A 19,131-nucleotide genomic window follows, 5' to 3' on the forward strand; every position below is an offset into this window, starting at 1 on the left:
CTGCGTGTGCTCCAGACGTCCGCGCCTCGCCACGGGAAGCGTGGACGATGTGTGTTCGGCCGGGTACACGGACGTCACTCTGTGGGGGTCATATGGTCGGATGACGTCCGTGGACGAGGCCCGTTCGACCGTACCGACCGAAACCGGCACAGCATCCGCCGACGACCCGGAAGGGTTGCGGCGCATCGCGGAGCGCCTCGTCAGGGAGGCGGCCGAGCACCTTCGGGGGCTCCCCCGTCCGTGGGACGACGACGTCGCAGGCGGATCGCCGGAGAGCGTCTCGACGAAGAGCACACCCACCGATGTGGTCACCGCGTCCGACCAGGCGCTGGAGAACCTGATCCGGGAGCGGCTCGGGCAGCTGCGGCCCGGTGACGCCGTCGTGGGGGAGGAGTACGGGGGCACCGCGGGCGGCTCGCGCACGCTGTGGGTCGTCGACCCGATCGACGGCACCGTCAACTTCCTCTACGGGCTGCCCTGGTACGCGGTGTCGGTGGCGGCCGTGCGCGACGGGGTGTCCGTGGCGGGCGCCGTGATCGAGCCGGCGTCGGGGCGGCTGTGGAGCGCGTCCGCCGGCGGCGGGGCCACCTGTGACGGCAGGCCCCTGCGGGTCTCCGCCGAGTCCGACGTGTCGTTGTCGTTGCTCGCCACGGGCTTCTCCTACCGCGCGGAGCGCAGGGTGCGGCAGGTGGCGATGGTCAGCGGCCTGCTGCCCCTCGTGCGCGACGTCCGGCGCACCGGCTCGGCGGCACTGGACCTCTGCGCGGTGGCGGCGGGCTGGGCGGACGCCTACCTGGAGCACGGCTGCAGCTGGTGGGACTGGGCCGCCGGCGCGCTCATCGCCACCGAGGCCGGTGCCGTGGTGCGCACCCCCGGCCCCACCGGCAGCACCCCGCCCGACGACGGTCTCGGTGCCGACGCCCTCTTCGCCGCCACACCCGGCATCGCCCCCGAGCTCGCCGCGCTGGCGCGGGAGCACGGGGCGGCGTCCGTGTGATCCCGCGCGCCTAACAGCTCGCGGAGCGGGCTTCCTCGAGCAGTGACGGATCCACCACCGGCGGGGCGGGGGCCGCATCGGCCGCGTTCGGGTCGGCGTTCGCGGAGCCGTCCGTGCCCCCGCTCGGGCCCTTCGACAGCTGGTCGAGCACGTCCTGAGCCGCCCGTGTGGGGTTGAGGTCACCGAAGGCGGTGCCCACCGCCACGTCCACCGTGTTCTCGGTACGCGCGTCGCGCACCAGCTCGGCGCAGGGGATCACCAGCGCCACCGTGCTCGCCGCGGCCTCGCCGGCCGGCCCGAAGCGGACCTGGCCGATGCACTCCAGGTTCTCGTCCGGGTAGAAGGGGTCGTTGTCCGGGGGCGCCGCCTCGCCGAAGCCGAGGTCGCCCAGCTGCGCGGCCACCAGGTTGGCCTGCCCGCGCTGCCCGCCCGCGTTCAGCACCCGCACCTGGACCGACGACGGCGGGATCGGAGGCACCGCGTTGACCACATCGGCCGGCACCGGCTGACCGGGCGGCGGCCCCGCGACCGGCGGCGGGCACAGCGCGGTGCCCGCCGGTCCGGAGGCGTTCACCAGCACCGTCGTCCACGTCGCCACCGCGGCCACGGCGAGCACCGCCACCAGGATCAGCACGGGGGTGCGCCTGCGGCGCTGGTAGGGCCGGGGGCGTCGCATCGTTCCGCTCGCCATCACGCCGCCAGTCCCTCGGCGAGTACGTGATGTCCCAGCGCCACCAACGGGTCCACGCTGCCCTCCAGCCCTTCTGCCATCGACGCCGGCACCACCCCCGCGCGGACCCGCGCCAGGATGCCGGCGAGCACCACCGCCAGCTTGAACGCCCCGAACGCCACGTACCACGGCAGGGGGGCCAGGTCGAGGCCCGAGCCCGCGGCATAGGCCCGCGCGATCTCGGTCCGCCCGAGGAACCCGGGAAGCTGCGTGGGGCTGGGGATGAACCGCGCCGCACGCCAGGCCGGGCCGTCGTCGGCCTCGCGCCAGTAGACGAGGAGCAGCCCGAGGTCGGCGAGCGGGTCGCCGAGCGTCGACAGCTCCCAGTCGAGGACGGCCCGGATGCGGCCCGGGTCGCCGGCGTCGAACAGGCAGTTGTCGATGCGGTAGTCGCCGTGCACGATCGTGTGGCGTTGCGTGGTGGGCAGAGCCCCGGCCAGCGCCTCGGCGAGGCTGGTCAGCTCGGTGACCGTCTTCTCCTCCACCGGGATCCCGCTGTCGCGGGCCTTCTCCCACTGCGTGACCCAGCGCCGCACCTGACGCGCCAGGAATCCCTCCGGCCGCCCGAAGTCACCGAGCCCCACCGCCGCGGGGTCGACCTCGTGCAGCGCGACCAGCACGTCGACCAGTGCCTGGCTCGCCCGCCTGCGCTCGTCCTCAGTGGTGGCCCAGCCCGGTGGCAGCTCGCCGAGGGGGACGACACCGTCCACGAGCTCCATCACGTAGCAGGGGGCGTCCACCGGCGGCCCGCCCGCCGACGACGCCAGCACGCGTGGGACGGGTACGGGGGTATCCGCCAGCGCGGAGATCACCCGCTGCTCCCGTCCCATGTCGTGGGCGGTGGCGGCGACCTCGCCGACCGGCGGGCGGCGCAGCACGACGGCCCCGGCCGGGCTGTCCACCCGATAGGTCAGATTCGACCGGCCACCCCCGATCGGGCGGAGCGTGCTGTGGCGCCACGCGGGGTCATCGAGGCGCTCGGCCAACCAGGCGCCGACAACAGCCGCATCTGCCCCGGGGTGCGAATCGGGGACAGCTCGCGAATCGTCGGTGACGTCGCGGTTGGAGGAGAGTGCCACGACGGGCACCCTAACGGCCGCACCAGAGCACGGCGGGGCACCGGGCGCGTGTCGAGGCCCTGAGCTACCCTCTGCGCCCCGGGGGCAGTCCGAGCACTTGACGGCGTTATATCCGATCCAGTCGCGGCCCGGGTTGAGCTGAGACGCGCGTCACTCCAATGCGGGGCACAAAGCCCTGTGCTGCCGCGTTGACCAGCCGCACGATGACGACAGGTGTGTTAAGAGGGTGGGAACGATGGCGACCGACTATGACGCGCCGCGGCGCAACGAGACAGACGACCTGGCTGAGGACTCGCTCGACGAGCTGAAGGCCCGGCGGAACGAGGCACAGTCGTCCGTCGTCGATGTTGACGAGTCGGACACGGCAGAGAGCTTCGAGCTGCCCGGTGCCGACCTGTCCGGCGAGGAGCTGACGGTCAAGGTGCTGCCGAAGCAGGCTGACGAGTTCACCTGTGCCAGCTGTTTCCTGGTTCACCACCGGAGCCGGCTGGCCGAGAGCAACGGCTCGCAGTACATCTGCCGTGACTGCGCCGCCTGACGCACGTGCACTGTCGTCGGGCGGCGCGGTGACCGCCGCCTGACGTGCGAGGCGCCGGCGATGCTGTCCGGCGCCCCGTGGTGGCGCTCCGGAGAGGACGTCACCCGATCGACACGGCCCCGAACCGGTTCTCCGGTCCGGGGCAGAGTCGTATTCGGGGTCGTGTTCGCGACTGCCCTCCGGCCCGTCCTCGTCACCTCTGCAGGGCCGCCACCAGTGCTTCCGGGTTGCGCACGCTGAAGACCCAGTAGGGCGTGGGGTCGTCCGTGTCGGTGATCTCGACGCGCACGACGGGCGCCACCCAGGCGCGGAGCATCAGGAACGCGGTCGGATCCAGCTCCGGACCCAGCGCCTGCTGCTTGTTCTCCTTCGGAACGACCTCCACGCGACCGACGTGGCGCAGCGGGATCCGGGCCTGACCGACAGCCAGCTCCGTCGCCGTCACCTGGATGCGCATGCGGCCGAGCCAGAACAGGATGATCACCAGCAGCGGGACGAAGACCGCGTAGCCGATCCACTCCCGGACGCCGGGGTAACCCATATGGATCTCTGCGCCCAGCAGCACCCCCACGCCGATGGCCGGCAGATACCACCACAGGGGCACGGACAACCGCTCGTCGAACCGGGGACTGCCGGACGTCGCAGGCGCGCCCGCCGACGGATGCTCGCTCACGGGAGCCGAGGGTAGCGTCGCCCGTCGTGCCCGGCCCTGTCGACGCTCCTCACCATGAGCCGCTCATCGCATCGCCGGCAGCCGAGCTGCCCCGATCCCCGGTCGAGGTGCTCCTCACCCGGCTCGACCCGGAGCTGCCCGTTCCCTCCTATGCCCGTACGGGTGACGCCGGGGTCGATCTGCGCTGCACGGCCGATGTCGTCCTCCCGCCCGGCGAGCGGGCGGTGGTCGGCACCGGCGTCGCGATCGCGCTGCCCGTGGGCTACGCGGGGTTCGTCCATCCCCGCTCCGGCCTGGCCGCGCGCACAGGGCTCTCGATCGTCAACGCACCGGGCACTGTCGACTCCGGATACCGGGGCGAGATCCTGGTGTGCGTGATCAACCACGATCCCCGCGAGGAGCTGCGGCTGCGCCGCGGCGACCGGATCGCGCAGCTCGTCGTGCAGAAGGTCGAGCAGGTGCGGTTCGTCGAGGTCGCGGCCCTGCCGGCGTCCGAGCGCGGGGCCGGCGGCCACGGTTCCACGGGGGGACACGAGCGACTGGGTTCCGGAGAGGCGCTGTAGTGGCCCGGAGGAACCGCGCGGCCGTCGCCACCAAGGCGGACCCCGACGAGCTACGCACGGGTGGTGCGCTCGCGCTCGAGCCCCGGGACGACGACGTGCCGGCCACCGGTCCGTACGACGGGGACGACCTCGACCCGGAGATCACCGACGCCGCGGGGCTCGTCGACTTCGGCGCGGTGCGGGTGCCGGTGCCGATGCAGGGCACCGTCGCCGTCGAGCCCACCGCCAACGGGCGGATGCAGGCCGTGCACGTCGCGCTCCCCGAGGGCAGGCTCTCGGTCAGCGCGCTGGCGGCCCCCAAGTCGTCCAAGCTGTGGCCGGAGCTGGCGCGCGAGATCGACGCGTCGCTGCGCGAGGGCGGCGCCACGGTCCGGTCGTTCCAGGGGCAGTGGGGCCGCGAGCTGCACGCCACCTCCGGCGCCGCGAAGTCGGTGTTCATCGGGGTGGACGGCTCGCGGTGGATGCTCTACGGCGTGGCCACCGGGCCCGCCACCCACGCCGAGATGCTCGACGCGGAGCTGCGCCGGATGCTGCGCGCCACCGTCGTGGTCCGCGGGCGCGCGCCCTACCCGGTGCGCACCGTCCTGCCGCTGGTGGTCCCGGAGCACCTCGCCGAGGCCATGGCCGCGTCCGAGGCCGCGAAGGCCGCAGCGGCGGCCACGGACGCCGCGCCGTCCGCCGTCCCGACGGACCAGGAAGCCCCACCTCCTCCCGCTGCGCCCGCCCCGCCCGCCGCGGCCGAGCCCCCGGTGGAGGAGTGGGCGGCCGCCGGGCCGCCCGCCGACGAGGCCACGCGCGCCTGGCCGTCCCCCGCTCGGCGCACGCCCGCTCCTCGCCCGCCCGCTCCCCGCCGCAGGCCCAGCGGAGTTCCGGCCGAGGAGGCCGCGCCCGCCGCCTGGGAGCGCAACGCGGCCGCTCCGCCGGAGCAGGAGGCCGGCGCACCGCTGTGGGCCGATCCCGTCCAGCGGATCGCGGACGCCGAGGAGGTCGCCGCTGCTCGACGGCCCGGCTTCGACGAAGCTCCCACCGAGGTCTGGGGCGCGCTGGCGGCCGACCCGGCGGAGCACCGTGTCGCGGACGCCCGGTCCACCGGCTCGTGGCCCACACAGGAGTGGCGGTCCGGCGAGCCCGACCGCGTGCAGGAGTCCGGTGACCGCTGGGCGGCGGCCGAGCCGGCGTCGTCGGCCACCGGGTTCCTGGAGGGTTTCCCCACCCAGCCGTGGGCGTTCGACCCGCGTCTGGAGGATGCGGCGGCCCCCGACGCGTGGTCGCCCGCCCGCGAGGACCTGCCCGAGCCCCCCACCCCCGAGCCCGCCTTCTACGTGGAGGACGTGCCGACCGACCCGTGGCCGCTCGCCGAGCGCTACCGCGTCGAGCCGGCCCCCGCACCGGGGGAGCAGTCGTGGCCCGGCGCGGCGCCCACGAACGGGTACGCCCACCGGGACGACCGCGCTCCCGAGGGAGACGCCGGCACGGTCACGGGCACGGGCGGCCGGCGTCGCCTCGGCGAACCGGTCGCCCCGCATCCCGACCGGAGCGCCCCCGACGAGCCGTACCTCCCCGAGACCGGGGAGTATGCGGTGCCCGACACCGCGGCATCGACCGGGTACTTCGACGCACCGTCCGGGTACGCGGCGTCGTCCGGGTACTTCGACGCGCCGTCCCAGTACGCGCCGCCCGGGTACGCGGCCCCGGTGGACGGTGGCAGGCGCCGTGCCCCGGGTACGGCCGACGACGCCGCGGTGTCCGGCACCGGGAGGCGCCGAGCCGTCGAGCCGGAGGCACTGACCAGCGTGTTCCCCGCGCTCGGTGGTTCCCCGGCCGGGGCCGAGCCGCTTCCGGGGGAGGCCTCCGACGCCCTGGCCCGGCCCGCTCGCGGCAGGCACGCCGCTCCGGACCCGGGGGAAGGGACGCCCGAGACGACGCCGCTGCAGGTCTTCGTCGCGCCCTCCGGCACGGATCGCCCCTCGGGGCGGCACCGCAGGCCCGACGAGTAGGACCCGGACGGCCGTGACTACGGGACGGGCGTCCTGGCCGCAGCCGACCGGGCGCCCGCCCGCGCCGCGCGCAGCCAGCCGAGCACGGCGGCGCGGCCGAGCACAGCCGGGTCCGCGCCGAACACCGCGAGCGGCGCGTTGAGCAGCACCGCCCGGGGGAGCAGCGCGTGCCAGTGCTCCGCCACCGCGAGCGGGTGCACCGGATCGTCGACGAGTGCCGCCAGCCCGACGGGCACGTCGAGCGCCCGGAGTCCGCTCGCGTCCGGGGCGGGCTCGGCCGCCGCCGCGTCGAGCGCGGCGGCCAGCCCGGTGCCGTAGCGCTGCCATGCCCTGGCCAGCTCCGCGGCCAGCCACGGCGGCGAGCTTGCTTCCGCCGCCGCCACGGCCCCCACCACTCCGCTGTCGCGCACGCACGCCGCAGTGGCTCGGGCGACCAGCGCCGCCGGGGCGTCGCCGGGCCGTCCGGTCCACGCCGGTAAGGCCAGGAGCAGCCCGGCAGGCCCAGGTCCGGCTTCGGCCCGGCGCTGCGCGGCCCACGCCGCGGCCACGTGGGCGCCGAGGGAGATGCCGCCAACCAGAACCGGGCCGGGGCGCTCCAGCGCCGCGTCGAGCGCGGCCCGATAGCCGTCGATCACATCGCGGCCGTGACGCGGCGCCACGGCGTGCAGTTCGATGCCGAGCGCACCTAGCGGGCCGGCGAACACCGATCGGACGAACACCTCGTCCGAACCGGATCCGGGCAGCATCACGGCCCGCACCGTTCACCCCCGCCGCACGGCCCCGGACGAGGGGCTCGATACGCTCACATGGCGGCGTGCAGTCACAAGTCGCCGACGTTTCCAACGAGTTACCCTGGTGACGTTAACGGCGCCCGACGGTGGGCGCCACCGAGCTGGGGGAGACATGGCCGGCACCGATGGCGGAGCGTTCCGCCGCATGTTGCGCAGGCTGACGAGCGACGTCGACGTACTCGACGCCGTGGACCTGTCCGAGGACGCGGAGAAGTCCGGAGCGCAGCGCGCATCGGAGTGCGCGTGCGGTCAGGAAGTCACCGTGCTGGGTAGGTTGCGGAGCGTCGAGTTCTGCCCGCAGGATGCCGAGGCCTCTCTCCGGGCCGAGCTGTTCGACGGCAGCGAGGGCATCACCCTCATCTGGCTCGGTCGCCGGCGGATCGCTGGTATCGAGCCAGGACGCACGATGCGGGTACGCGGGCGGCTCGCCGTGCGCGACGGCCGTAAAGTGCTCTACAACCCGTACTACGAGATCTGTCAGGCCCAGACACCGTAGGGCCCCGATCACCCTGGGAGCGCAGTGACCGCAGGTCCACCGCCCGACTCTCCGGACGGCACCGGCAGGCCGCCGCGCGAGTTCCCCACCCTGCTCGAGCAGATGGGGGGCGTGCAGGGCATCGTCGCGTCCACCATCCCGGTCGGCGTGTTCGTGCTCGTCAACGTGCTGTTCGCGCTGCAGGCCGCGCTGATCGCGGCCCTCGCGGCCGGCGTCGCCATCGCGGCGTGGCGCATCGCGCGCAAGCAGGCGCTGCAGCCGGCGGTGTCGGGGCTGTTCGCCGTGGGGGTCGCCGCGTTCCTCGCCTACCGCACCGGGGAGGCGCGCGCCTTCTACCTGCCCGGCCTGCTGTTCAGCGCCGCGCTCGGCCTCGCGTTCCTGGTGTCGGTGCTGGTGCGCTGGCCGCTGGCGGGCGTCGTGTGGCACGGCATCAACGGCGACGGCCAGGGCTGGCGCCAGGACCCCCGGATGCTGCGGGCCTACACGCTGGCGAGCCTGCTCTGGACCCTCGTCTTCGCCGCCCGCGTGGTGGTGCAGGGGCTGCTCTACAACGCCGACGAGGAGACCTGGCTCGGCATCGCGCGGCTGGCGATGGGCTACCCGCTCGTCGGGGTGGCGCTGCTCGGCACCTTCTGGGCAGTGCGCCGCGCCCGCCGCGCCCCGGCGCCCTCCACGCCCTGACCGGGCCTTCGCCGCTCCGCCGCTAGTACCCCAGCGCCGCGCGGATGTCCTCCTCGACCGCGGTGGTGGCCACGAACAGCAGTTCGTCGCCGCCCTCCAGCGCGTCGTCGGGCTGCGGCACGATCACCCGGCCCCCGCGCAGGATCACCACGAGAGCGCAGTCGGCAGGCAGCATCAGTGACCGGACCGGCTGCCCGGCCAGCGGGGTGTCCTGGGTGAGCGTGACCTCCACCAGGTTGGCCTGACCCTGGCGGAACGTGAGCAACCGCACGAGGTCGCCGACGGCGACCGCCTCCTCCACCAGCGCGGCCAGCAGCCGCGGGGTGGACACCGCGACATCGACGCCCCAGTTCTCGCTGAACAGCCACTCGTTGCGCGGGTCGTTCACCCTCGCGACGACGCGGCGCACCGCGAACTCGGTCTTCGCGAGGAGCGAGACGACCAGGTTGACCTTGTCGTCGCCGGTGGCGGCGATGACGACGTCGCAGCTCTCCATGCCCGCGTCCTCGAGGGAGGCGAGCTCGCAGGCGTCGGCGTGCACCCACTCGGCGCGTTCGACGGACTCGGGCTCGATGTTCGCGAGCTCACGCTCGATCAACATCACCTGGTGCTTGTTCTCCACCAGTTCCAGGGCGATGGACCGCCCGACGGCTCCCGCCCCCGCGATCGCGACGCGCATCCTGCTCACCCTTCCTGCGGCGGGGCCGCAGCCGCCGCCGTGACGTCGCTGACGGTGCCCGACACCGCGGCGACGTAGATCGTGTCCTCGGCCTGCACCGCAGTGTCCCCCTTCGGGAGTACACCGGTGCCGAACCGCACGATGAAGGCCACCCGGCAGCCGGCAGCGGCCTCGAGCTCACGCACGGGCCTGCCCACCCAGTCCTCGTGGACGGGCAGCGGCAGGATCGCGACGGTGCCGGTGGGCTCGCGCCAGGCAGAGGCCACGCCGTCGGGCAGCAGCATCCGCATCAGCCGGTCGGTGCTCCACGGGACGGTGGCCACGGTCGGGATGCCCAGCCGCTCGTAGACGGCGGCGCGCTTGGCGTCGTAGATGCGGGCGACGACGTGCTCGATCCCGAACGTCTCCCGGGCCACGCGCGCGGAGATGATGTTGGAGTTGTCCCCGCTCGACACCGCGGCGAATGCGTGGGCCCGCTCCACGCCCGCCTCGATGAGTACCTCACGGTGGTAGCCCTCGCCGACGACCTGCTTACCCCGGAAGTCCGGGCTGAGCCTGCGGAACGCCTGCCGGTCGCGGTCGATCACGGCGACCTCGTGCCCGAGCCGCTCCAGACCGCCCGAAAGCGACGCACCGACCCGACCGCACCCCATGATCACGACGTACACCGAAAGCCTCCCCGGATCGCGGTGGGAACGCTATCGCGTCTCCACCCGGCGCACCGCATAGGCTTTGGTGGTGTCCAAGCTCGGCGTCGCTGTCAAGCGCGTCCTCGTCGGAAGGCCGCAGCGCAGCGACCGTCTTGCCCATACCCTGCTCCCCAAGCGCATCGCGCTGCCCGTGTTCGCGTCCGATGCGATGTCGTCGGTCGCGTACGCGCCCGAGGAGATCTTCCTGACACTCTCGGCCGGGGGCGTTGCGACCTACGCCTTCTCGCCCTGGGTCGGCCTCGCCGTCGTGATCGTCCTGCTGACGGTCGTCACGTCCTATCGGCAGAACGTGCACGCCTACCCGTCCGGCGGTGGCGACTACGAGGTGGCCACGGTCAACCTCGGCCAGAAGGCCGGGCTGACGGTGGCCAGCGCGCTGCTCGTGGACTACACCCTCACGGTGGCGGTGTCGATCTCGTCGGCGGCGGCGAACATCGGGGCACTGGTTCCGTACGTGGCACAGCACAAGGTGCAGTTCGCCGTGGTGGCGATCCTGGTGCTGACGGCGGTCAACCTGCGGGGGGTCCGCGAGTCCGGCGTCGCGTTCGCGATCCCGACCTACGCGTTCATCCTGGGCATCGGCACGATGATCATCTGGGGACTGACGCGGATCCTGCTGCTCGGCCAGGATCTCCAGGCGCCGAGCGCCAACCTGCACCTGGTGTCGGAGGGCGACGCGTTCACCGGCCTCGCGCTCGTGCTGCTGGTGCTGCGGTCGTTCACCCAGGGCGCCGCAGCGCTGACCGGCGTGGAGGCGATCAGCAACGGCGTGCCCGCCTTCCAGAAGCCGAAGTCGCGCAACGCCGCCACCACGCTGCTCCTGCTCGGCAGCATCTCGGTGGTGATGTTCTCCGGGATCATCGCGCTCGCGCTGCTGACCAGGGCACAGGTCGCCGAGTTCCCGGCCACCCAGATCGTCGACGCGCCCCCCGGCTACGTCCAGGAGACGTTGGTGGCCCAGCTCGCCGAGGTGGTGTTCAACAACTTCCGGCCGGGCTTCTACTTCGTCATCATCTTCACGGCCCTGATCCTCGTGCTGGCCGCCAACACCGCCTACAACGGCTTCCCCGTGCTGGGCTCGATCCTGTCCCAGGACCGCTACCTGCCGCGCCAGCTGCACACCCGCGGCGACCGGCTGGCCTACTCCAACGGCATCCTGGTGCTGGCGGGCGTCGCGATCGTCCTGGTCGTGGGGTTCCGGGCCGACGTCACCCGCCTCATCGCGCTCTACACCGTCGGCGTCTTCACGTCGTTCACGCTGAGCCAGACCGGCATGCTGCGGCACTGGAAGCGGCTGCTCGCCACCGAGACCGACCAGGCCGTCCGCCGCCGCATGCGCCGCTCCCAGGCCATCAACGGGTTCGGCGCCGCGATGACGGGCATCGTCCTCGTGATCGTGCTCATCACGAAGTTCACCCGCGGCGCCTGGATCGCGATCGCCGGCATGGTCGTCTTCTTCGTGCTGATGCAGGCCATCCGTCGGCACTACGACCGCGTGTCGGCCGAGCTGGTGGCCGGGGACACCGACGCCGTGCTGCCCTCGCGCAACCACGCGATCGTGCTGGTCTCCACCCTGCACAAGCCGACGCTGCGGGCCGTGGCATACGCCAGGGCCACCCGGCCGGACGTATTGGAGGCGGTCACCGTCAACGTCGACGACAGCGACACCAAACGGCTGATGCGGGACTGGGAGAAGCGCAAGCTGCCGGTGCCGCTCAAGGTGGTCGAGTCGCCCTACCGGGAGATCACCAAGCCGGTGCTCGACTACGTCAAGCGGATCCGGAGCAACAACCCCCGCGACGTGGTCACCGTCTTCATCCCCGAGTACGTGGTGGGGCACTGGTGGGAGCAGATCCTCCACAACCAGAGCGCGCTGCGGCTCAAGGGCAGGCTCCTGTTCCAGCCCGGCGTGATGGTGACGAGCGTCCCGTGGCAGCTGGAGTCGTCCGAGCGGGTCACGCGGCGTCCGGAGACGCCCCCCGGCTCCTCGCGGCGGGGTTACGAGTCGACGCCCCGCGAGGACACCCAGGCGCCGGCTCCCAGCCCCTCGAAACCGGCCGCCCCGGCAGCCCCGGCAGCGCCGGGAACGCGCCGTGGGTGACGCCGTCGTGAGCAGCGTCGCGGCAACCAGGGCGGACTGGACCGACCGCATCCTCGAGCTGGAGGTGGGCCCGGTCGCCCACGGCGGCCACTGCGTCGCGCGTTCGGAAGGCCGCGTGGTGTTCGTCCGGCATGCGCTGCCCGGTGAGCACGTGCTGGCCGTGGTGAACGAGGACGGCGGCGGCTCCTTCTGCCGGGCCGACGCCGTGGAGGTGCTGGCGGCGTCCCCCTGGCGGGTGCCGGCGCCGTGCAGCTGGGCGCGGGCGGGTGGCTGCGGGGGGTGCGACTTCCAGCACGCCGACCCGGCCGCGCAGCGCTCCCTCAAGTCCGACGTCCTCGCCGAGCAGCTGCGCAGGCTCGCCGGGATCGAGCGGCGCGTGCCCGTCGAGGAGCTGCCCGGTGGGGCGCTGGGCTGGCGCCACCGGGTCCGCCTCGCCGTCGACGACGAGGGCCGCGCCGGGCTGCGCGCGCACCGCAGCCACGACGTGCTGCCCATCGCGGACTGCCCGCTCACCCCACCCGGCACGCTGCCGCCGGTGCTCGAGCACGGCTTCGACCCGGACACGGAGGTCGAGGTGGCGGTGGACGCCCACGGCCGCGTTCACGTCGGTGACGACGGGCCGGTCGTCCAGCGCGCCGCCGGGCGCGAGTGGCTGCTGTCGCCCGGCGTGTTCTGGCAGGTCCACCCGGCGCTCCCGGACACCCTCGCCGCCGTGGTGGGGGAGTGGGCCGACGCGCCGCAGGGCGGCACGGCATGGGATCTCTACGGCGGCGTCGGGCTCTTCGCCGCCGTGCTCGCCGGACAGGTCGGGCCCGACGGCGCGGTCACCGTGGTCGAGTCCTCGCGGCAGGCCGTCACTGACGGGAGGGCAGCTCTCGCCGACCTGCCCCAGGTGGGCTGGCGTGTCGGCCGCGTGGAGCGCGTACTGGGCGGTCTCGGGGCCCGCCCGGACGTCGTGGTCGCGGACCCGCCCCGCCGCGGGCTCGGCCGGGAACTGGTGGACGCACTGTGCGGCCATGCTCCCGACCGCGTGGTGCACGTGGCCTGTGACCCGGCCGCGCTGGCCCGGGACGTGGCGCTGTTCGCCGAGCGGGGCTACCGCCTGGCGGAGCTGCGCGCGTTCGACGCGTTCCCGATGACCCACCACTTCGAGTGCGTGGCGCTGCTGGTGCGGGACTGAAACGGCCGAAGTTCAGGAAAGCCACTTTGCCGCCCTCTCCGGGCAGGAAAGTGGCTTTCCTGAACCTGCGGAACCCGGGGAGCGGCGCGCGTCGGCGATGATCGGGGCGTGGAACTCGCCGACCATCTGACCGGATGGGCTCCCGAGCCCGTCGAGACCACGGCGCGCATCGACGCCTGGCCCTCCCACGCTTTCGCCGCCCTGCTGGACGAGCCGAGTCCGGTGCGGGGAGCGGGCGACCCCCTGCCGCCGATGTGGCACGGCTTCCACCTGCTCGACCACCCCGCCCAGGCCGACCTCGGCGACGACGGGCACCCCGCCCACGGCCGGTTCCTGCCGCCGCTGCCGCATCGCCGCCGCATGTTCGCCGGGGGCAGGCTGGAGGTGCGGGACCCGCTGCGTGTCGACGACGTGGTCACCCGGCGGTCGTCGCTGGTGGCGGCCACCCCGAAGAGCGGGCGCAGCGGTGCCATGGTGCTGGTGACGGTGCGCCACGAGTTCCTCCGGGACGGCGAGCCCGCGCTGGTGGAGGAGCAGGACTTCGCCTACCGGAGCCAGCCGCCCGGGACCGACCGGGGGTTGCCGGCGGCAGCACCCGCTGCGGCAGAGGACGAGCCCGGTCGGTGGCACCTGCGGCTGCACCCGGACGAGGCGCTGCTGTTCCGCTTCAGCGCGCTCACCTACAACAGCCACCGCATCCACTACGACCACCCGTACGTCACGGGCGTGGAGGGCTACCCCGGGTTGGTGGTGCACGGGCCGCTGCTGGCGCTGCTGCTGCTGGAGCTGCCCCGGCGGTTCGCGCCGGAGCGGCAGGTCAGCAGCTTCTCCTACCGGCTGCTGCGCCCGGCGTTCGCCGGGACGGACGTGGTCGCCGACGGCGACGGCGAGGGGCCACTGGTGGCCGGGGTGCCGGGGCAGGCGCCGTCGGTGCAGGGCACGGTCCGCTTCGCCTGACCGCCCCGCGGAAGTTCAGGAAAGCCACTTTCCTGCCCTCTCCGGACCTGAAAGTGGCTTTCCTGAACCGGGCGTCCCTGAACCCGACCCCGTCGATCAGCCCCGGCGGAGGAAGGACCGGATGGCGTCGGCGACCGCCGCGGGCTCGCTGACGTGCGCGAAGTGCTCCTGGCCCGGGAACTCCACGAGCGTGGTGTCGGGCACGTGCTCGGCGAGGAACCCGGTGGCGTCGATCTGGTGCTGGGGGCTGGCGCCGCCGAGCAGCAGCAAGGTGCGGTTGCGGATGGCCGTGAACCGGTCCAGGTCGCCGACCAGCGCAGTGGTGACGCGCAGCTCGCGCAGCCAGACCGGGGCGAGGGCGGCCCACTCGGCCCACATCGGGGTCTGGCGCAGATCCGCGACGGCGGCGTCCGGGGCGTGGATGACGCCGGACAGGAAGATCGTCAGCGCCCGGTCGTTGTCCCCGCTGTCGACCGCGGCGGCGATGTCCGCCAGTGCGGTCTCGGGAAGCGGGCCGCCCACCGGCAGTGGGGGTTCGTACAGCACCAGCGCGGAGATGTCGGCGCCCGCAGCGGCGGTGGCCGCCGACACGATCCCGCCGTAGGAGTGCCCGAACAGCGTGGCCCCGGGGCCGGCCACGGCGAGCACGGCCTGGACGTCGGCGACCTCGGTCGCGAGGTCGTGCTTCTCGGCATCACCGCTCAGGGGCCGACCCCGCCGGTCGACGAGGAACAGCGTGTACTCGTCGGCAAGGGCGTGGGCGACGGGCAGGAACTGCTCGCCGGTGGCGAGGGCACCGTGGACCACGACGATGGCCGGACCGGTACCGAGCCGGTGCCAGCCGATGGTGGTGCCGTCGGACGACGTGGTCTGACCGGTCTCGATCGGTGCGGGAGCCTCGGGATCCATGACGTGAAATTAAGTGATCGGTCGGTGCCGAACGTGACCTGCGTCGTGCAGGTCACCCACGAACCGCTCACACCGCTACGGAACGACCGCCGGTAGGCGACGCGTTGACAGGCGCGCGTGACGCTGGTCGGCTCGGCGCGTGGAGATCACGCTCACCCCGGCCGTTCCGATTCTGCGCATGCACGACGTCGCCGCCGCACGGCGCTTCTACCTCGACTACCTGGGGTGTTCCGTGGACTGGCAGTACGGCGAGGGAGACCGCCCTGTCTACCTGCAGGTGTCCCGGGGTGCGCTGGTACTGCACCTGTCGTCGCACCACGGCGACGGCACCCCGGGAGCCGCGGTGCTCGTCGAGACCCGCGGCCTCGACGACCTGCACGCCGAGCTCGGCGGCAAGGGCTACCCGTTCCTGAACCCCGGTATCGAGGACGGCCCCGCAGACGGCCGGACGATGGAGCTGGTCGACCCGTCGTCCAACCGCCTGCGGTTCTTCGAGCGGCCGGTCACGGCCTGACGCGCTCCGGTCAGCCGTGGCAGTGGGCCGTGGTGGGCGGGAGGTCCAGTGCGGGGTTGCCGTCGAAGAACCCGGTGGGCTTGAGCATGAAGCCCACCGTGCTCACCGGCATCACGGGCCAGTCCTCCGGCCGCACGATGTGGTGGGCGCCGAACGTGTACCAGACCACCACGTCCGTGCCCTCGAGCGGACGGTCACCTGCCCCGTACGCCGGCAGCCCCTGGCCGCCGGGGTGCTGGGCGGGGTAGTCGCCCGCGGCGAAGCGTTGCGACCCGTCGTGGGCGGTGACCCACAGCTGGTGCTCCGTGAACCCGGACCGCCGCGCGTAGACCGCGTCGGGGGAGTACATCGGAGGCACGGTCGAGCCCGGCATGAGCGAGTAGGCCGTGGGGGCGCCGAGCGCCGAGGTCCTCTCGGCGCTCTCGATCCGCCAGTACCGCGCCCGCGCCGCGTCGGTGTCGCGCTTCGCCACCGCCTCGCTGGCGAGCACCGTGCGGTGCACCTCCCAGGCGTTGCCGTGCGGGTTGTCCGGGCCCGGCGGGCTCGGCGCCGAGTCGACCTCGACCACGGTGTTGGCCCGCCCGTCCACGCTCATGTCCAGCCGCACGCAGAAGAAGTGCTGGTGGTTGGGCCCGTAGAGGCCCGGGGCGACGAGCGTGCCGTGCTTGGGCGTCTCGCCCGGCGCGATGGCCCCGGTGGAGATGACGCCGCTGAGCTTGATCTCGTACTCGATCAGCCCGTCGTTGTAGAGGTACCAGAAGTACCCGTACTCGTAGTTCCCGACGGTGACGATCGTGGAGATCACCAGTCGCCGCCTGCGCCGCACCTGCACCGCGTTCGTGCGGAAGTCGGTGTGCTTCCAGGCGATGCCCGCGTCCTCCTCGTGCATGCAGACGGCGTTGCCGATCGTGACGGGGGCGCCGTCGTTGTCGTTGACGACCGCGTCGAAGTACCGGATGTGCCCCACGCAGTCGCAGCCCAGCGTCAGTGGGTTCGCCAGCCACCCCACGCCGTACTCGCCCTGGTCGAACACGTTCTTGAACCGGTGCGTCGGCGCCGGGTCGCCGTAGGGCACGTACATCTCCGCGAGCGAGGCCCGGTAGACGATCGGCCGTCCGGCGTAGCCGATCTGGTGCAGCACCAACCCCTCACGTGGGGTGAAGCCGATCCGCAGCCGCCATTTCTGCCACTCCACCGCGTGCCCGTCCACCGTGAAGCTCGGGCCGTCGGGCTGGGTGATCTCGATCGGCTTGACGTCCTCGCGGTAGGCCTCGACCGCCGGCACGTTGTCCGGCTCGAAGATCCACGGCTCCTCGTAGTTGCCCGCCTTCTCCGGGAGCGGGACGACGCCGTGGTCGTTGACCTCGAGCACCTCGCCGGCGTCGAGGTCCACCACCACGACCAGACCCTCGACGGGCCGGGCGTACCCGTGCTCGCCCGGCGCCGAGCGCACCCAGGTCAGGGGACGCGCGATCCGGCGGATGGACGGGTGGTCCTGCGGGCCCGTCCAGCTCGAGGCCCACGGGTCGATCATGGTGAGGGAGAAGTCCTCGACGCCGCGCAGGCGCATGGCCTCCTGCCAGCGCGGGTCGGCCTGCACGATCTTCTCGCAGGACAGGAACTCCTCCGCCATCATCGGCGCCTGCACGCCGTCGACCGCGTGGAAGGACACCACCGCCCGGTCGGTCAGCGAGACGACCGCCTCGTAGGTGCGGCCCTCGCCGCGCTGGTAGAGCACGATGTGCGCCTCCCGCGGCAGCGGCTCGTCGCCGGGCTCCCAGGCGAACACGGCGTCCCTCGGCGGCTCGTGGAGTGTGACGAAGACGAACCGCGCGGCCTCCGTCAGCGCTCTCGACGTTCGCAGCACCTCCGTGGCAGTGGCGATCTCCGGGCCGCTGAGCGGCTCCAGCGGATGACCGGCGACGGCGCCGGGAGTGGTGACGGTGGGATCCTCGACGGCGGTCATGGGGTGGCTCCCTGCGGTGTGCCGGTGGGGTCGCTGATGTCGGCGACCTCGAACTGACCGATTCGGGCGTACCTGGTGGGGTAGCGGTTGCGCAAGACCAGGGCGACGGCCATTCCCGCCACGAACACCGCGAGCACCACCCAGGGCAGCAGCCGGATGTAGGCGGCGTCGCCCGCTCCGGCCAGGTCGTAGCGGTTGACGACGAGCAGCACGCAGGCCCCGGTCATGGCCGCGAAGCCGAGCACCGGGGCGACGAACGTCGACCACCAGCGGAACTCCGTACGGGCCGTGGTGAGGAAGTACCGGATGATCGCGACGGAGACGAGCGCCTGCACCGCGAGGATCCCGAGCACCCCGAGAAGCGGTGACCACGTGCCCAGCTTGAGCAGCGCGCCCTCGTTGCTGGGGTCGTAGATCACGAAGGCGAGGCAGTAGAGCGCGACGAGGGCGGTCACCGTCATCGAGGCGGTCACCGGGCTGCGCCGGGAGGACGTGCGGGCGAGCGCACTGGGCAGCACGCCCTCGCGGCCGAGGGCGAACAGGTACCGGGCACTGGTGTTGTAGAAGGCCATCGCGCAGGCGAACGAGCCCGTGACGATGAGGACCTCCATCGAGGCGGTGGCCCACGACCCGACGTAGCGGTCGGTGAGCGGGTAGAAGGCCGACGCGGTCTCGCCCGCGTACTGCGCCTTGACCGCCTCCGCCGAGCCGTTCAGGCCCCAGCCGGTGACGAAGACGTAGGAGATCAGGACGTAGAACAGGCCGAGCCCGATCACGGACCCGTAGGTGGCGGCCTTCGCGATCCGGTGTGGGTCGCGGGTCTCCTCGGCGTAGTTCGGCGCCATCTCGAAGCCGACCCACGACCAGAACGCCGCGAACAGGGCGACCCCGGCGGCACCGGCGCCGAAGACCTGGATGGCCGCGGAGTTGCCGAAGATGTTCACGGGGTTCAGGGGGGCAAGCGAGAAGCCCTCGGCGCCGCCTGCGGCGAACACGCCGACGGCCAGCACCACGAGCACCAGCAGTTCGGCGATGAGCGCCACGCCGAGCACCTTCGCCGTCAGCTCGATGTGGAACACGGCGAAGACGCTCATCAGCCCGAGGCCGATGATCATGTAGACCCAGGCCGGTAGCGCCAGCCCGGTGAAGCTCGCCACGGTGGTGGACGCGAAGTACCCCATCGTCCCGGTCACGGCGGCCGTGAAGACCATGTAGCAGAGCACGATGAGCAGCCCCGATCCCAGGCCGAGCACTCGGCCGAGACCACGGGTGACGAACGTGTAGAAGCCACCGGCCGAGGTGACGCGGCGGCACATCGCGATGTAGCCGACCGAGAAGATCGTGAGTGCGACGGTGGCCACGGCGAACGCGGCGGGTGAGGCGTACCCGCCGCCCAGCGTGGCCACGGGAATGTTGAACAGCATCGCGGCCAGCGGGGCGGCTCCCGTGACGATGCAGAAGAGCACGGACGGCAGGCCGAGCGCGCCGTCGGCGAGGCGGCCCGGCTCGGCGGGTGGATGGCCGGTGGCGGGGTCTGTGGTGGGTGCGGCGGTCATGGCGGCTCCCGGGG

The 19,131-nt window shown here is 73.0% G+C and carries 19 protein-coding genes; 10 read left to right on the forward strand and 9 right to left on the reverse strand.

The window, feature by feature from the left end; genetic code table 11:
• Positions 1-100: 100 nt before the first annotated feature.
• Entirely contained in the window at positions 101-997 is an 897-nt protein-coding gene (locus tag ACQPZA_RS12685) for an inositol monophosphatase family protein (RefSeq protein ID WP_433280746.1), read from the forward strand.
• 10 nt (positions 998-1,007) lie between these two features.
• Here the strand turns inward: ACQPZA_RS12685 and cei are convergent, their stop codons facing one another.
• On the reverse strand, positions 1,008-1,673 hold the full coding sequence (gene cei, locus ACQPZA_RS12690) for an envelope integrity protein Cei (RefSeq protein ID WP_211174420.1): 666 nt from the start codon (positions 1,671-1,673) through the stop codon (positions 1,008-1,010).
• A gap of 14 nt (positions 1,674-1,687) precedes the next feature.
• Positions 1,688-2,806: a phosphotransferase family protein gene (locus ACQPZA_RS12695; protein ID WP_433280748.1), complete on the reverse strand. Its 1,119-nt coding sequence runs from the start codon at positions 2,804-2,806 to the stop codon at positions 1,688-1,690.
• A 235-nt stretch (positions 2,807-3,041) separates the two neighbouring features.
• On the opposite strand from ACQPZA_RS12695, the gene ACQPZA_RS12700 reads away from it, so the two are divergent.
• Entirely contained in the window at positions 3,042-3,344 is a 303-nt protein-coding gene (locus ACQPZA_RS12700; protein WP_169396904.1) for a DUF4193 domain-containing protein, read from the forward strand.
• 193 nt (positions 3,345-3,537) lie between these two features.
• Here ACQPZA_RS12700 and ACQPZA_RS12705 read toward each other — a convergent pair whose 3' ends face one another.
• Positions 3,538-4,017: a DUF3093 domain-containing protein gene (locus tag ACQPZA_RS12705; protein ID WP_433280751.1), complete on the reverse strand. Its 480-nt coding sequence runs from the start codon at positions 4,015-4,017 to the stop codon at positions 3,538-3,540.
• Between the two features lie 86 nt (positions 4,018-4,103).
• On the opposite strand from ACQPZA_RS12705, the gene dut reads away from it, so the two are divergent.
• Both dut and ACQPZA_RS12715 read left to right on the forward strand, forming a co-directional pair.
• A complete protein-coding gene (dut, locus tag ACQPZA_RS12710) occupies positions 4,104-4,580 on the forward strand; it encodes a dUTP diphosphatase (protein ID WP_433282786.1) in 477 nt (158 codons plus the stop codon).
• Entirely contained in the window at positions 4,580-6,577 is a 1,998-nt protein-coding gene (locus tag ACQPZA_RS12715; protein ID WP_433280753.1) for a DUF3710 domain-containing protein, read from the forward strand. Before dut ends, ACQPZA_RS12715 begins: the two co-directional genes overlap by 1 nt.
• Positions 6,578-6,594: 17 nt before the next feature.
• On the opposite strand, the gene ACQPZA_RS12720 is transcribed toward ACQPZA_RS12715, so the two are convergent.
• Positions 6,595-7,323, reverse strand: a complete 729-nt coding sequence (locus ACQPZA_RS12720; RefSeq protein WP_433282789.1) for an alpha/beta hydrolase — start codon at positions 7,321-7,323, stop codon at positions 6,595-6,597.
• A 157-nt stretch (positions 7,324-7,480) separates the two neighbouring features.
• Here ACQPZA_RS12720 and ACQPZA_RS12725 point away from each other — a divergent pair, with 157 nt between their 5' ends.
• Positions 7,481-7,864 (forward strand): OB-fold nucleic acid binding domain-containing protein, encoded by a 384-nt coding sequence (locus ACQPZA_RS12725; RefSeq protein WP_433280755.1) that lies wholly within the window; start codon positions 7,481-7,483, stop codon positions 7,862-7,864.
• Positions 7,865-7,888: 24 nt separating this feature from the next.
• Positions 7,889-8,545, forward strand: coding sequence for a DUF3159 domain-containing protein (locus ACQPZA_RS12730; protein ID WP_312859492.1), 657 nt, complete (start codon positions 7,889-7,891; stop codon positions 8,543-8,545).
• 22 nt (positions 8,546-8,567) lie between these two features.
• Here ACQPZA_RS12730 and ACQPZA_RS12735 read toward each other — a convergent pair whose 3' ends face one another.
• Both ACQPZA_RS12735 and ACQPZA_RS12740 read right to left on the reverse strand, forming a co-directional pair.
• Positions 8,568-9,224, reverse strand: a complete 657-nt coding sequence (locus ACQPZA_RS12735; protein ID WP_169399543.1) for a potassium channel family protein — start codon at positions 9,222-9,224, stop codon at positions 8,568-8,570.
• Between the two features lie 5 nt (positions 9,225-9,229).
• Positions 9,230-9,892 carry a potassium channel family protein gene (locus tag ACQPZA_RS12740; protein ID WP_433280758.1) on the reverse strand — a complete coding sequence of 221 codons (663 nt, stop codon included), beginning with the start codon at positions 9,890-9,892 and terminating at the stop codon, positions 9,230-9,232.
• 70 nt (positions 9,893-9,962) lie between these two features.
• On the opposite strand from ACQPZA_RS12740, the gene ACQPZA_RS12745 reads away from it, so the two are divergent.
• From ACQPZA_RS12745 to ACQPZA_RS12755, 3 genes are all read left to right on the forward strand, one after another.
• Positions 9,963-12,035, forward strand: coding sequence for an APC family permease (locus ACQPZA_RS12745; RefSeq protein ID WP_433280760.1), 2,073 nt, complete (start codon positions 9,963-9,965; stop codon positions 12,033-12,035).
• Positions 12,028-13,215: a class I SAM-dependent RNA methyltransferase gene (locus ACQPZA_RS12750; RefSeq protein WP_433280762.1), complete on the forward strand. Its 1,188-nt coding sequence runs from the start codon at positions 12,028-12,030 to the stop codon at positions 13,213-13,215. Before ACQPZA_RS12745 ends, ACQPZA_RS12750 begins: the two co-directional genes overlap by 8 nt.
• A 108-nt stretch (positions 13,216-13,323) precedes the next feature.
• Entirely contained in the window at positions 13,324-14,172 is an 849-nt protein-coding gene (locus ACQPZA_RS12755) for an FAS1-like dehydratase domain-containing protein (protein WP_169399546.1), read from the forward strand.
• A 96-nt stretch (positions 14,173-14,268) separates the two neighbouring features.
• On the opposite strand, the gene ACQPZA_RS12760 is transcribed toward ACQPZA_RS12755, so the two are convergent.
• A complete protein-coding gene (locus ACQPZA_RS12760; RefSeq protein ID WP_433280765.1) occupies positions 14,269-15,081 on the reverse strand; it encodes an alpha/beta fold hydrolase in 813 nt (270 codons plus the stop codon).
• Positions 15,082-15,220: 139 nt separating this feature from the next.
• Between ACQPZA_RS12760 and ACQPZA_RS12765 the strand changes: the two genes are divergently transcribed.
• Positions 15,221-15,595 (forward strand): glyoxalase superfamily protein, encoded by a 375-nt coding sequence (locus ACQPZA_RS12765; protein WP_433280767.1) that lies wholly within the window; start codon positions 15,221-15,223, stop codon positions 15,593-15,595.
• A 10-nt stretch (positions 15,596-15,605) separates the two neighbouring features.
• Here the strand turns inward: ACQPZA_RS12765 and ACQPZA_RS12770 are convergent, their stop codons facing one another.
• Both ACQPZA_RS12770 and ACQPZA_RS12775 read right to left on the reverse strand, forming a co-directional pair.
• Positions 15,606-17,561 carry a primary-amine oxidase gene (locus tag ACQPZA_RS12770; protein ID WP_433280769.1) on the reverse strand — a complete coding sequence of 652 codons (1,956 nt, stop codon included), beginning with the start codon at positions 17,559-17,561 and terminating at the stop codon, positions 15,606-15,608.
• Positions 17,558-19,117, reverse strand: coding sequence for an APC family permease (locus ACQPZA_RS12775; RefSeq protein WP_433280771.1), 1,560 nt, complete (start codon positions 19,115-19,117; stop codon positions 17,558-17,560). Before ACQPZA_RS12775 ends, ACQPZA_RS12770 begins: the two co-directional genes overlap by 4 nt.
• Positions 19,118-19,131 lie beyond the last annotated feature (14 nt).

It is taken from the genome of Pseudonocardia xinjiangensis (assembly GCF_050948425.1).
GTDB lineage: Bacteria > Actinomycetota > Actinomycetes > Mycobacteriales > Pseudonocardiaceae > Pseudonocardia > Pseudonocardia xinjiangensis.

Bases quoted from the DNA above. Each gene is read 5' to 3' on its own strand.
- ACQPZA_RS12725 (WP_433280755.1), top strand. From the start codon at position 7,481: ATGGCCGGCACCGATGGCGGAGCGTTCCGCCGCATGTTGCGCAGGCTG.
- ACQPZA_RS12700 (WP_169396904.1), top strand. From the start codon at position 3,042: ATGGCGACCGACTATGACGCGCCGCGGCGCAACGAGACAGACGACCTG.
- ACQPZA_RS12735 (WP_169399543.1), bottom strand. From the start codon at position 9,224: ATGCGCGTCGCGATCGCGGGGGCGGGAGCCGTCGGGCGGTCCATCGCC.
- ACQPZA_RS12720 (WP_433282789.1), bottom strand. From the start codon at position 7,323: ATGCTGCCCGGATCCGGTTCGGACGAGGTGTTCGTCCGATCGGTGTTC.
- ACQPZA_RS12775 (WP_433280771.1), bottom strand. From the start codon at position 19,117: ATGACCGCCGCACCCACCACAGACCCCGCCACCGGCCATCCACCCGCC.
- ACQPZA_RS12770 (WP_433280769.1), bottom strand. From the start codon at position 17,561: ATGACCGCCGTCGAGGATCCCACCGTCACCACTCCCGGCGCCGTCGCC.
- cei (WP_211174420.1), bottom strand. From the start codon at position 1,673: ATGCGACGCCCCCGGCCCTACCAGCGCCGCAGGCGCACCCCCGTGCTG.
- ACQPZA_RS12685 (WP_433280746.1), top strand. From the start codon at position 101: ATGACGTCCGTGGACGAGGCCCGTTCGACCGTACCGACCGAAACCGGC.
- ACQPZA_RS12760 (WP_433280765.1), bottom strand. From the start codon at position 15,081: ATGGATCCCGAGGCTCCCGCACCGATCGAGACCGGTCAGACCACGTCG.